Origin of the sequence: Candidatus Chlorohelix allophototropha (assembly GCF_030389965.1) — a bacterium.
Taxonomy (GTDB): Bacteria; Chloroflexota; Chloroflexia; order Chloroheliales; family Chloroheliaceae; genus Chlorohelix; species Chlorohelix allophototropha.
Genome location: NZ_CP128401.1, coordinates 1 through 13,278, shown reverse-complemented (window position 1 = coordinate 13,278; position 13,278 = coordinate 1). Strand labels below are relative to the sequence as shown.

Here is a 13,278-nt window from a genome sequence, read left to right as displayed (position 1 = left end):
CCCCTGCTAATTATCCTTCTTTGGCAGCCCGGTTATCTGCTCGGTATCCGAATTTGAGGTCAAAGGCTCTACCTTTCCGAGTTTAACCACCCTCACTACCAGCGCCGTAATATTGTCGTGCCCTCCCGCCTTATTGGCGGCATCCACCAACATGCCACTGGCGCTCTGGGCATCCGGACTGCTCGTAACCAACTGCACTATCTCCTCATCACTCAATTCCCGGTAAACCCCATCGGTGCATAACACCAGCCAATCGCCCTCTTCCAAATCTTCTTCAAAGAAATCCGGCTTAATTGTCTCAGCCTTGCCCACCGCTCTGGTAATAACATGACTGTAAGGGGAGAAAGGCGCTTCTGAGATAGAAATCAGTCCTTGCTCCAGTCGCTCGTTCACCAGAGAATGATCCTTGGTCAAGCGATTAAGTCCCCCCTTCCGCAACAGCAGCAGGCGACTATCCCCGACTGAACCAATATACACTCGATTGTGGGCACAATAGGCGGCAACCAGCGTAGTAGCCATCCCCCTAACCTCAAGCTCAGCCTCGCCCCGTACCCTAAGCGCCTGATGTGCCGCCTCGAAAGAAAGTTGCAGACAGGCAGCCGGTTTGATTTCAGCCATCAGCTCGGAGAAGCGTTCAAAGAAAGACTCCACTGCCAAATGGCTGGCAACCGCGCCCCCTCTATTACCGCCCACCCCATCGGCTACCACAAAGAGATAGCCCGGTTCCCACAGCCACCTCCCTTCGCCTGCCTTGAAATAGTCCTGGTTCTCCTCGCGTAACTGCCCTTTATCTGTACAACCGGCATACTCAAGTAGCAACCGGTTATTCTCCTTAGTTTGATCATTCGACATAACGAATGCCGATCCTTTCATTGTGAAAAAACATAACAGAGCCACTGCCCTGCCTCATCATTTTAGCTTGAAAAGGGGAAAGTAAGGGAAAGTGTCACTAAAAATCTTTTCTACAGGGGCTGACTAAGGCACCGCCTTTGAAAAAAAGCGACACTTTTGGCGAAGCAAAACGACAGAAAAACGTCTTAACCCAAAAGCCCTCGGAAAGGCAAGAATGTTGCAAAATGAAGACGTAAGCAAGCAATCAGACAATCAAAGTCAGCAAGGAGCAAAGTAATGCAAAGGCTAATCGAACTAATGGGAAAAATCCCCGAAATATATGGGGCGATGTTGTCCCAACCGATGGGTTGGTTCGTACTGCTGGTGGCAATCACCTTCGGGTTGGCGGTGATGAGCTTGTTGGAGCGCATCTGGGGCGGGCTTAAAAAGCTGTATCTCAGCTACAAGCAGCGCAAGCAGTCAGCACCCGTCAAAGCTTACGATTGGCCCTATCCGGGCAGTGAAATACCCTCTGACGCTAAAGAGTGATAAGCAAGAGTAGTACGAGGGGGCAGCAACCACAAGCTTGCTGTTCCTTGCAGTACCCGTAGCGCTGGGGTGATTGCTGCCTCAATCATTATCAATCCCCGAGAGATCTATATAACGCCTATTGAGTTTTTTCATTACGATAACTGTAACCATCTGACGGTTTTCATCTAAATCCACCCTTCTTATCTTCAAATCCGGCTAGGTTTTTTTCAGAGTGTATAATTATCAATACTCCAACGCAGCAACAGATCGATTCCACATGTCAGCCAAAGGTTTATATATTCGATACTTCAGTAGCTTTAAGTAAATCTGAGCTATAAACTTTATGAAATAGGACCTCTATATGACCCCTCATAAGGAGCTTGGTATTCTGCAAGGCTCTCGAAAACTCCCCAATCTTGCATATAGCAAACAGGTTTTACCGGGTATTGGTTCCAGTGACGACCTGTAGTACCATTACCATCAAAACTGGTTAAAACTAGTACATTAGCAGGAATTGTATTCCCTTTAAGAAATCCTTTCCTTGTCCCATTGATATAGTTATCTACTTTATCGATACAGGTTTGTACTTCTAGTCTTGTTGTGCGAGGGTTTTGGCTAGGGAGGAGTGTAGTGTCTATCCAACTCCGTGGCACAGTAGATGGCGGTATCGCAGTGGGAGTAGGTGGAATTGGAGTTTCCACAGCAGAAGAAGACTTGCTACCTTTGATTTGCTTACCCAACAAGCCCAGCAGGATGTCAAAGGGTTTCTGGTTTTCAGGGTGATATTCAAAACGGGCACGCTCAAACCACTGCATCATGAAAGTTTTGCCGGATTCTGGGTCTAACTCTTTGCGTTCTTCACTTATTGGATACCCAAAGCGTTCCAACCCCCCGTTATCTTGCCAGTATTTGAGGAACCCAAACCGCAGATTATGACCAGTCTCGGTGAAATACCACTGTTGGTCTTTGGAAAAGGTGGGGTCATACAGTTGGGTAGCTTTCTGGAAATCAGGTTCAGTAGTCAACTTGGTGCGATTAATTTCTTTGCCCAACAGACCGGTGAGCACCTCAAATTTAGTGCCAGCATTCTCAGGATGCAGTTCAAGGCGATGCCGCTCAAACCACTGGGTAAGGAAGGTCTTGCCAGTTTCAGGGTCGGTCTCCATTTGAGCGTCGGTGATGGGGTAGCCGTAAGTGGGGAGACCTCCGTTACTGTTCCAGTAATCCAAGAACTTGCCGCTGACGGTATGCTTGGTTTCAGGGAAGAACCGACTGCCTTCGGCTGCCAGTATTGAATTAGATGCGATTAGGAGCAGAAACAGCAAAAACGTCAAGCTACTGCCCCACCGAATATAGTACGTATTGTGCTTCATTGTTTCTTCCCTCCTAAATCAAAGCCACACCTGTATCAGTGCAGTGTGTTAATTTATCAATATTACAATGTGAGTTCAAATTTCTTTCTTACATACCACCTAAATTGATTTTACCCAAAAAGGTAAAGCTGAGATTATCCTTTACCCATATAGAACTCATATTAATAGTTACCTTCCTCATCCCGGTGTGGGTGTCGGCGGGGCTCCTCCGTATCCCGGTGTGGGTGTCGGTGGCGTTCCTCCGTATCCCGGTGTGGGTGTCGGTAACCCCACTGGTATTGAAGCGGTAGTTGCCTTTGAAGTTGGTGCTATTGTTAATACAATAATAGGGACGGGTGTCGGTAACTTAGGTGGAATAGCGGTAGATGTTGGCTCTGGTGCTATTGTTGGAGCCGCTACTGTAGTAATTGGTAATGTGGTGATAGCACTTGTAACGGACAGCATGGCAGTTGCCTTGGTAAGCAAAGTAGGCGTAGCACTATCAATCAGAGTTTGAGTTACGGGAAAAGTGGTTGCTTTAGAAGTTGGCGTAGGGGTAGCGTTTCCCGCGTTTGAGTTCAGCGCCTGCATAGTCATTATCCCAGCTACTATAAGCAGGCTCACTACTGTTACCCCCAACCATCCCGAGAGTATTCGCCTGCGAGTGGGAAGTACCACCTGATATTGCTCGCTAGGAGTAATAGGTTCAGTCCGATCTGGCAGAGGGGGAAATTTATCAGGCACAAGTGCTTTCCTGAAAGCGGTTGCAAAAGCTCCTGCTGTTTGGTAGCGGTTACGCGGTTCTTTCGCCAAAACCTTATCAATAACTGTTTGTAATCCAGATGGTAGCCCGAGTTTGTAAAGTTTAAGCTGGGGAATTGTTGCTTTCGTACGTGCATTTTCCAACTCTCCGTAACTGCGCCCTTCATTTCTGCTACCAAAGGGCAACTTCCCGGTTAGCAACTGAAAGGCAATTACTCCCAAACTGTATATGTCCGTTGCTTTCCCCACTCGCTTGGCATCAAAAAATTGCTCAGGTGCCATATACTCTGGTGTACCTAATTTGATATTGGAGGGTGTCAACTCGTAATTCTCATCATGAGCAATCCCGAAGTCAGCTATTTTGATAGTGTATTGACTATCTAATAGCAGATTGCTCGGTTTTAAATCTCGATGAATATAGCCTTCTTTATGGGCATAATCCAAACCAGCGGCAATTTGCTCTAAATATCCAGCTATTTCATAAGTAGATAAATTCTTGCTTATTCTGCTTGAAAGATCACCATTTTCTGCATATTCCATTACTAGAAAAGGTAATTTTTGCCACTTCCGCTCGTCTATTACTTTCTTGGTGACACTATTTTTCTCCTGAATAGTTGCGCTGAATTCTCCACAATCACTAGCTTTAATAATATGAGGATTGCGGGCAAGATGTGCCAGGATTTTCATTTCCTGTTCAAAGCGATTTTGTTCTCTTGGACCGGGATTAATAAGGAACTTGATAGCATATTTTATTGTTGCCAAGTTTTTGTTTTGATGATGTGCCAACCACACTTCACCCCCTCCACCTCTGCCCAACCGTTCTTCAAGGATGTATTTATCAATTTGATAGCCCGTTTGCAGTTCTTTTACAACGGTGTATGTGTTACTCATGCTTTTTATTCAACTCCAAATCCTGCTTGACAAAAGCAAAGGTTCTCCCATTCGGGGATAAATAGCAAAACATCTTAGCAATTTCCTCTGTAGCAATAGCTATCATAGTGGTACCAAATATCTGGACCAAATATAATTTGAAAGCCCCTCTTATCAGCATTAACCTGACAAAGTTTATCGCCAATGTGAATTGTCGAATCATATACATAACCATGTTTACCGACTGGTCTTTGTAATGTACCAACTTCTTTATCGTTAATAGTCAAACTGGTGCCACTTGATGAGGAAAACCACACTTTATCTGCATTAAACATTGCTACCCCACACCCGTTCGGGTTTTCTTCTACACGAATTCGTTGGATTTTAAAATAATATGTATCAAGCTGAACTTGAGTGTAAGTAGCCATTCCATCGGAAGAAACTCCTCGAGCAAATATGCCAGAGCCAGCGGAAATAATCTCTTGTGGACGTAAGGGTCCCACGATAAATGTGGGAAGCGGCGTTACAGTCGGAGGTACTGCTGATGGATTAGGAGTTGGAGTTTCCACAGCAATAGAATTGCTACCTTTGATTTGCTTACCCAACAAGCCCAGCAGGATGTCATAGGGTTTCTGGTTTTCAGGGTGATATTCAAAACGGGCGCGCTCAAACCACTGCATCATGAAAGGTTTACCGGTCTCCGGGTCTAACTCTCTGCGATATTCACTTATTGGGTAGCCAAAGCGTTCCAACCCCCCGTTATCTTGCCAGTATTTGAGAAAACCAAATCCCAGATTATGTCCAGTCTCGGTGAAATACCACTGCTGGTCTTTGGAAAAAGCGGGGTCATACAGTTGGGTAGCTTTCTGGAAACCCGGTTCAGTAGCTAACTTGGTGCGATTAATTTCTTTGCCCAACAGACCGGTGAGCACTTCGAATTTGGTGCCGGCATTCTCAGGATGTAGCTCAAGCCTGTGTCGTTCAAACCATTGGGTTAGGAAAGTCTTGCCGGTTTCAGGATCAGTCTCCATCTGAGCGTCAGTGATAGGGTAGCCGAAAGTGGGTAGCCCACCGTTATTGTTCCAATACTCGAGGAACTTACCGCTGACGGTATGCTTGGTTTCAGGGAAGAACTGACTGCCCTCGGCTGCCAGCGTTGAATTAGAAATGACCATACTCAGGCTCAGTGTTAGCAAAAGCATCAAGCTACTACCCCACCGAATATAGTACGTATTGTGCTTCATCGTTTCTTCTCACTTTTTCCTATGCACGCTACCGTAGTAAATATAAAAAGTTTGGTCTGGAAACTTACGGAATACTTGAAACCAACTCTACATTTTTGATTCGAATTGAACGCAATTTACTACAAAACTGTAAAGCTAAACTACTGTGAATTCCCTCTAGTTTGCACCCAAAAATTAAGGATTTTGGCAAGTTTTATATAACCATAAAGTAGCATTATTTCCACCAAGTACCGAATCATTAGGACCATATTTAAGGCCATCTTTGTCAACACTTATTACAGGGTATTGAACAATATAATTTGCCGGAAGTTTTTTTACTATAGCTGAAGTTGCATAGTCAGGAAGACAATACCAATTACCCGTACCAAAAATTGTATTAAGCTGGGATTGGATAGGAGTTTGTGCAACGGAGGCTGGCACAGGTGGCGGCAGGTAGGGGCACTCACTTTTTGGTAATATTCGTTGTAGAAAAGCGGTTGCTCCTGCAGTTGTAACAGTTGTGTCTCCTTCTTTATAACTTCCAGTCCACATATCTATGTAACTTAAAGGGGCGCGAACTTTAAAACCAGCTTCAAGTCTTCGCACCCCTACTCCATTTAATCTATCGGGAAAACAAAACCAGTTACCTGCTCCAAATAAAGTGTCCAAGTCGGATTTGTTTAGATTAGGTTGCGGTGTAACAGTTCCCACAGCAGAAGAAGACTTACTACTTTTGATTTGTTTGCCTAACAAGCCCAGCAGGATGTCAAAGGGTTTCTGGTTTTCAGGGTGATATTCAAAACGGGCGCGCTCAAACCACTGCATCATGAAAGTTTTACCGGTCTCCGGATCTACCTCTCTATGCTCCTCAGAAATGGGATACCCAAAGCGTTCCAACCCCCCGTTATCTTGCCAGTATTTGAGGAACCCAAACCGCAGATTATGACTAGTCTCGGTGAAAAACCACTGCTGATCTTTGGAAAAGGTGGGGTCATACAGTTGGGTAGCTTTCTGGAAATCTGGGTCAGTAGCCAACTTGGTGCGATTAATTTCTTTGCCCAACAGACCGGTGAGCACTTCGAATTTAGTGCCGGCATTCTCAGGATGTAGCTCAAGCCTGTGTCGTTCAAACCATTGGGTTAGGAAAGTCTTGCCGGTTTCAGGATCAGTCTCCATCTGAGCGTCAGTGATGGGGTAACCGTAGGTGGCTAGCCCCCCGTTACTGTTCCAGTAATCCAAGAACTTGCCGCTGACGGTATGCCCGGTCTGGGGGAAATACTGGCTTTCCTCTGCTGCTAACGTTGAATTAGCTGTGATTGCGATTAGGAGCAGAAACAGCAAAAGCGTCAAGCTACTGCTCCACCGAATATAGTTTGTATTGTGCTTCATCGTTTCTTCTCACTTTTTCCTATGCACGCTACCGTAGTAAATATAAAAAGTTTGGTCTGGAACTTGCGGAATACTTGAACCCAATTCTATATTCTTGAGTCGAGTTGAATGTAATTTACCTGCAAACTCCAAAACCCCAATACCGTTTTTGAAAAACGAATTAATTGTTAAAGTTGAGAGTATTGCAATCAAAGAACTATGCCAACTCGTTTTGTTAGGATAAGTATTTTGCTGTTATTGCTAACAAATGAATACAAGGGTTTATCGATCCTGCTTCAGTGAAAGATTCATCTAGAACTTGGATCGTTGTTATCGTAGCGCTATTGTATTCGGCAGGGATTTCTATTGTAAGAATGTCCATTCCACCGACATTTCCTACTGAGTCAACTCCTCTCCAACCCTCACGTACTGTGGGGGATGAAATTGTATTTACAGCTTCTGGGTTATTTCGTGACCAATCCCTTATGTTCATCCCTAATACTAATGGTACTAAAACATTCTTGCCACTAGAGAAATTAAGAGAAATTGATCCTATTTTTTTACCCTCATATATTTTCAAAGCCCATCCTGCCTGTAAAAGAACAAAAATGCTTTGTGCGCGTGTAATATTTGCTTCAACTGTAATCAAAGTTGGATAATTAGGGTGATCTGAATTTTGAGTAGCTACTGACCAACCTGTTTCAAAGGGAATATTTAACATTGAATGCACGCCAGGCGGAAGCCCGAGATTTGTCTCAGGCGAGGAGAACTGCGAATTAGATTGGAGAGAAATAATTTTCGTAGAATTGCTACCTTTGATTTGCTTCCCCAGCAAGCCCAGCAGGATGTCATAAGGTTTCTGGTTTTCAGGGTGATATTCAAAACGGGCGCGCTCAAACCACTGCATCATAAAAGTTTTACCGGTCTCCGGGTCTAACTCTCTGCGATATTCACTTATTGGATAGCCAAAACGCTCCAACCCCCCGTTATCTTGCCAGTATTTGAGAAAACCAAATCCCAGATTATGTCCAGTCTCGGTGAAATACCACTGCTGGTCTTTGGAAAAAGCGGGGTCATACAGTTGGGTAGCTTTCTGGAAACCCGGTTCAGTAGTCAACTTGGTGCGATTAATTTCTTTGCCCAGCAGCCCTGCCAGCACCTCGTATTTTGTGCCCGCGTTTTCAGGGTGCAACTCAAGCCTGTGCCGTTCAAACCACTGGGTGAGGAAGGTTTTGCCTGTCTCAGGGTCGGTCTCCATCTGCGCATCCGTGATGGGGTAGCCATAGGTGGCTAGCCCACCGTTATTGTTCCAATAATCCAGAAATTTCCCGCTTACAGTATGCCCGGTCTCAGGGAAGAACCGGCTGCTCTCGGCTGCCAGCGTTGAAGTTAAGGGGCTATACGCAATACTCAGAACCAATACTAAAACCGTCAATATGCCAAATCCCCTCAACCTTCTTCGCATATTCATAACTCTCCTCCTGCTTTGTAGCAACCGAAATTTCACCATGTTTCATAACCAACGAACAAATCCCAAAAAGCCATTTATATGGCAATAACTTCAGAAATGGTTAGCGATCAATATCGGATTTCCAGACCACCCCTTCTATTGAAGCCAGTTTGTCTACTTGGATTAAAACGTAGCGCCGGGGCGAATTGCCTCTGCGCTCGTCCTCAAATATGATATCAGTTTGCTGCATCCCTCAACATTATGCTTTTATCTCCATCCCCGGAGGCAAGGAATTTGCCGTCTGGACTGAAGGCTACTGAATTTACTCCATTAGAATGACCCTTAAAGGTGTTGATTAGGTTGCCGCTAGTCACATCCCACAACTTGATTGAGTTATCTTCACTACCGGAAACCAGAGTTTTACTGTCAGGGCTAAAGGCTACCGAAGTGACACTGCCCGTATGACTCTTAAGGGTGTTAATTAGGTTGCCCGAAGTGGCATTCCACAACTTGATGGAGTTATCCCCACTCCCAGAGGCAAGAGTTTTGCCGTCGGGGCTGAAGGCTACCGAACTGACATAGAAAGAATGCCCGGAGAGTGTGTTGAGTTCCTGCCCTGTATTCACATCCCAGAGCTTGATGGAGTTATCCCCACTCCCGGAGGCGAGAGATTTGCCGTCGGGGCTGAAGGCTACCGATAGGACAAGGGAAGAATGCCCTGTAAGAGTGGAAAGTTGCTTGCCGGAAGCGACATTCCATAGTTTGATGCTGGCATCCCCACTCCCGGAGGCGAGAGATTTGCCGTCGGGGCTGAAGGCTATCGAATAGACAGAGCCAGAATGTCCGGAGAGAGTGCGGAGTTCCTTACCGGAAGTGGTATCCCACAGCTTGATGGAGTTTTCTGGATACCCACTTCCGGAGGCGAGAGTTTTGCCGTCGGGGCTGAAGGCTACCGAATTGACAGAGGAAGAATGCCCGCTGAGGGTGCGCAGTTCCTTACCCGTGGCGGCATCCCACAGCTTGATGGTGGCATCTTTACTTCCAGATGCAAGCATCTTACTATCAGGGCTGAAGGCTACTGAATTGACACCATCCGTATGCCCCGTCAACGTATTAAGTATCTTAAAAGAAGCGCTTGGAGCAATTGGCGCGGTTGTTGGGGCAGCCGTTTTGATGGTAGGGCTGGGAGCAACAGTGGTAGGGGTGGGACTAGGAAGCGAAGTAGCCGTGGAGTTTGGAATTGGGGTAGGAGTAGCAACAGCGGTGGTAGCAATAATTGTAGCTGCCGCCGTTGTAGTGGTAGGAACAATTGTGGTAGCAAAAGTAGCGGGTAGTGTAGCAGTTACCCCAGAAATTGGCGTAGGAGTAACCTTTTCACCGCCTATGTTCAGCGCTATCAAGGCTGCAATCACTATTACCACAAACAAACCACCTGCCACCAACCAGCCTAGTGTCTTTCTGAAAACATTCCTGTCTTCTTTTGGGGAAGGAGAACTCGTTCTTGAATTGGAAGGATAAGCAGGGGTGTTGCTGATACTGGGAGTTAAGAGTTGGGTGGGTTCAACCTGACGTAAAATCTCTTCCGGAGTGATTCTTCCCTGCCGCGCCCGCTCCAAATGCTGGAGCATCAACCCCGCGTCGTTGTAGCGAGCTTGTGGATTCTCCTGCAATGCCTTTATTATAATTGCATCTAGCGCAGGGGTAATGGATGGGTTAAGTTTGCTTGGCGGCAATATCTGCCTTTTTTTGAAAATCTGCCCGGTTGCCATCTCATATATAATCAAACCGAGCGCGTACAAATCTGAGGCAGGGGTCAGGTAATCGGTTGTTTTGGCTTGCTCCGGCGACATGTAAACAGGAGTTCCGGGGTGTGGATTGCCAGATTTAGTACGTAATGACTCGTGACCTATCTGGGCAATACCAAAATCGGTGATCTTAGCTTGCCCTTGCTTGGTCAGTAAAATATTCTCCGGTTTCAAATCCCGGTGTACTACATCAAGATGATGATTATGAATTGCCTGCAATCCATTGCAAATCTGACTAGCGACCCGATATATCAGCTCAAGCGGTAAAAGCTTTCCTTGCTGGGCTTCCAGCAAACCACGCAGAGAACCGTTATCTACATACTGTAATACGAGATAATCCGAACTACCCTCTGTACCCAATTCGTAAACAATCACAACATTAGGATTATTTTCAAAAGCGCGGGTGATACGTGCTTCCTTTTCAAAACGCTCACGAAAAATGGGATAATCTGCCGGGTTTTTCAAGTTTTTTGGTGCCAGTTCCTTTATTGCCACTGCTCCCAAGGCAGAGTCAGCCAAATAAACCGCGCCATAACCGCCCTGCCCTATTTTCCTAATTATCTTGTACTTACCTAGAATCAGTTCACCCGGTTGTCGTTCCGCCATAATTGCTTCGCAAGCCTCCTTATATTTAGCCCTCAACCCGACTGCGCCAGTGTCCCAACTTGTCCAGATAAGCGGGGCTGGCTCCCGGTTTTACCTTCGCCACAATCTCCTCGAAATCCTCCGAAGTAGCCGGTCTCACCTTCAGGGTGTACTGCTCCACCGCCGCTTTGCCCTTGTCCACCGCACTCGACAGCCCCGGGTTCATCTCCCGAATAATCTGACCGGTCACCCTCCCGCAGAACTGTTCAATCTCCCTGCCGCTAAACCCCTCCAACTTCCCCCCAATCTCCCGATAACTCACTCCCCCTGCCAGCGGGAAACCCGCCAAATGAATCCTCAGAATCTCCTCCCGTGCTGCCAAGTCGGGCAAGGGCACATAAATCTTGCGCTCGAAGCGGCTCAGGATCGCCTCGTCCATCAGCCAAGGCACATTTGTAGCGCCAATTGTCACCACGAAAGGCGCTCCCTCCCCCTGTTGCGAAAGCCCCTGTAACTCCACCAACAGCGTGGAGAGAATGCGCCGCTCTGCCCCGCTTTCATCCCCACCCCGACTAGGGGTGAGCGATTCCAACTCATCGATGAATACCACTGCCGGAGCCATCTCCCGCGCCACCGTGTACAACTCGGTAATCAGCTTGGAAGATTCCCCAAAGAACTTGGACAGCAGCGCGCTAACCCTCACATTGAAGAAAGTAGCTTCTAGGCTGGAAGAGGTAGCGGCTGCCAAGCGGGATTTGCCGGTGCCGGGAGGACCGTAGAACAGAAAGTTGCGCCAACCCCTCAGCTTTACCCCCACCGGGCGTTTAGCCAGCGCCAGACCATACGCCAACTTAATCTCCTGCTTGGTCTCTTCCAAACCCCCAATATCATCCCAACCGATCTGACTGCGCTCAATCAGGCTCAGAATAGTGGTGCGAAGCTCGTTACTGCCCTCTGCTCCCCCCTTATTCTCTTCTTCGGGTAGGGCAGCCACCCCGGGCTTGCGTTTAGCCAGCGTTTCGGCATAGCTTTGGTACTGCTGGGCAGTCTTCAGCCGCTCCGCCTTGACTGCCTCAGTGCCAAACTTCGCATAGTTAAGATAGTGGGAATGGCACTCCCGGTACGCTACTGCCGCTCTGGGGAAATCCCCGGCTGCTTCCAGCTTCTTAGCCCGCTCCAAAGCCTTCTGGAACAAACCAAAATGCTGCCCGCTCAGATCTACCGGCATACTCTTTCTCCTTGTTCAGTTTCTGGAATGTACCGACTACTCGGTTTCCCGCTGCGACTGGGTGCGCGGCTTTTCTCGCAGCGTCTCAACTTGTTGCTGCCTTCTCGCATTCTCCTGCCGCTCCTGATCGAACTGCTTGAGCAGATCCAGATCATCTCCGCTCAGCTCATCCAACGGATTGGAGGGGGCATTTTGCATTGCCTCATTCAGTTGCAGCCGCTTCTGCCGCTCCAACTCGGATAGCGCCTGTCGGTCATCGAGCGCCTGTCGCATCTGCTCCTGATCGAAGGGAGACTTGATCGCCTCAGTTTGTTTCTGGAGTAGCACCATCTCCATCTGCGAAATATAGGAGCGCACCGTGTTGAGGGCATTGTGCAGGGTGGCGATCTGGCTATCCAACGCCTTGAAATCCTGCACCACCTGCACCCGTTGCCGGTCGGTCAGATTGCGGGCAGGATCGGTCATCAGACTGTGAAAATAGCTCTTCTTACGCTCCAGCGCCGCAATCTGGTCGTTGAGGCGGATCACCTCCAGCGAATTCTTCTCTTTCTCTTTGGTGAGCTGCTTGAGGCTCAGCTTTTGCAGCGCGTCGCGGTTGAGAAATTTATCCAGCAGACCCATCGGTAATCTCCTCTCCGCCCTAATAATCCTTATCCTGATCCTTGCGTTTGAGAATCTGGTTGGCTTCCTGATAATAATCTTCCAGCCCGGAAGCATCCCCCGCCTCCTTGACGGCACGGGCAGCGTCCATCTGGCGCACTATCTCCAGCACATCCTCTTCCTCGTTACTGTAACTGTCGAGGCTGAGACCGGTATTCTCCATCCGCTTGATCACCCCATCGAGCTTATCGAAATTGAACTCACCCTCGGCGGTAATCTGGGCGATCTGGTTGTAGAGTTCGGTTTCCCCCAACTTCTTGAGAATGTCTGAGACCACCGAGCGGCTCATTCCCGCCTGACGCTCCTTGAACTGGATCAGCCCGTTGATGAAGCGGATCTGGTGGGAGGTGAACTTGAGCATGCCATCCTGATTATTGATATCCGCATCGAGTTGCTTCATCTTGCGGGCAGCGATGACCTTGAGTTGCTGGCTGGAGGCATCGGCGCCTTCCTTGAAAGCCTGCTGTTTTTGCTTGTCGAGGTCTTTGATCTTGGTCACGGTGCGCTTTTCGTCCTGTTCGAGCTTAATTTTGGCGAGGCGGAGGTCATCGAGGGCGACCTTGTCGAGGGACTTGCCTTTGAGCAGGGACTTGAAGTTATCGGCGATATTCAT

General features: G+C 47.7%; 12 protein-coding genes. 1 reads left to right on the top strand and 11 read right to left on the bottom strand.

What is annotated here, in order from left to right:
• Nucleotides 1–6: 6 nt before the first annotated feature.
• Nucleotides 7–852, bottom strand: coding sequence for a PP2C family protein-serine/threonine phosphatase (locus OZ401_RS23150; RefSeq protein ID WP_341471997.1), 846 nt, complete (start codon nt 850–852; stop codon nt 7–9).
• Between the two features lie 276 nt (nt 853–1,128).
• Here OZ401_RS23150 and OZ401_RS23145 point away from each other — a divergent pair, with 276 nt between their 5' ends.
• Nucleotides 1,129–1,380 (top strand): hypothetical protein, encoded by a 252-nt coding sequence (locus OZ401_RS23145; RefSeq protein WP_341471996.1) that lies wholly within the window; start codon nt 1,129–1,131, stop codon nt 1,378–1,380.
• Nucleotides 1,381–1,703: 323 nt separating this feature from the next.
• Here OZ401_RS23145 and OZ401_RS23140 read toward each other — a convergent pair whose 3' ends face one another.
• The 10 genes from OZ401_RS23140 to OZ401_RS23095 form a co-directional block, all read right to left on the bottom strand.
• Nucleotides 1,704–2,735 carry a hypothetical protein gene (locus OZ401_RS23140; protein ID WP_341471995.1) on the bottom strand — a complete coding sequence of 344 codons (1,032 nt, stop codon included), beginning with the start codon at nt 2,733–2,735 and terminating at the stop codon, nt 1,704–1,706.
• Nucleotides 2,736–2,912: 177 nt separating this feature from the next.
• Nucleotides 2,913–4,367: a serine/threonine-protein kinase gene (locus OZ401_RS23135; RefSeq protein ID WP_341471994.1), complete on the bottom strand. Its 1,455-nt coding sequence runs from the start codon at nt 4,365–4,367 to the stop codon at nt 2,913–2,915.
• Between the two features lie 74 nt (nt 4,368–4,441).
• The gene (locus tag OZ401_RS23130) at nt 4,442–5,590 is read right to left on the bottom strand and encodes a hypothetical protein (RefSeq protein WP_341471993.1); all 1,149 of its coding nucleotides are present in this window, start codon (nt 5,588–5,590) and stop codon (nt 4,442–4,444) included.
• Nucleotides 5,591–5,764: 174 nt separating this feature from the next.
• On the bottom strand, nt 5,765–6,958 hold the full coding sequence (locus OZ401_RS23125) for a hypothetical protein (RefSeq protein ID WP_341471992.1): 1,194 nt from the start codon (nt 6,956–6,958) through the stop codon (nt 5,765–5,767).
• Between the two features lie 214 nt (nt 6,959–7,172).
• A complete protein-coding gene (locus tag OZ401_RS23120) occupies nt 7,173–8,408 on the bottom strand; it encodes a hypothetical protein (protein WP_341471991.1) in 1,236 nt (411 codons plus the stop codon).
• Nucleotides 8,409–8,508: 100 nt separating this feature from the next.
• Nucleotides 8,509–8,637, bottom strand: a complete 129-nt coding sequence (locus tag OZ401_RS23115; protein WP_341471990.1) for a hypothetical protein — start codon at nt 8,635–8,637, stop codon at nt 8,509–8,511.
• On the bottom strand, nt 8,624–10,798 hold the full coding sequence (locus tag OZ401_RS23110; RefSeq protein WP_341471989.1) for a serine/threonine-protein kinase: 2,175 nt from the start codon (nt 10,796–10,798) through the stop codon (nt 8,624–8,626). The genes OZ401_RS23115 and OZ401_RS23110 overlap by 14 nt, the downstream gene beginning before the upstream one ends.
• Before the next feature lie 25 nt (nt 10,799–10,823).
• Nucleotides 10,824–12,005 carry an ATP-binding protein gene (locus OZ401_RS23105; RefSeq protein WP_341471988.1) on the bottom strand — a complete coding sequence of 394 codons (1,182 nt, stop codon included), beginning with the start codon at nt 12,003–12,005 and terminating at the stop codon, nt 10,824–10,826.
• Between the two features lie 36 nt (nt 12,006–12,041).
• A complete protein-coding gene (locus tag OZ401_RS23100) occupies nt 12,042–12,626 on the bottom strand; it encodes a hypothetical protein (protein ID WP_341471987.1) in 585 nt (194 codons plus the stop codon).
• Nucleotides 12,627–12,645: 19 nt separating this feature from the next.
• Entirely contained in the window at nt 12,646–13,278 is a 633-nt protein-coding gene (locus tag OZ401_RS23095; RefSeq protein ID WP_341471986.1) for a hypothetical protein, read from the bottom strand.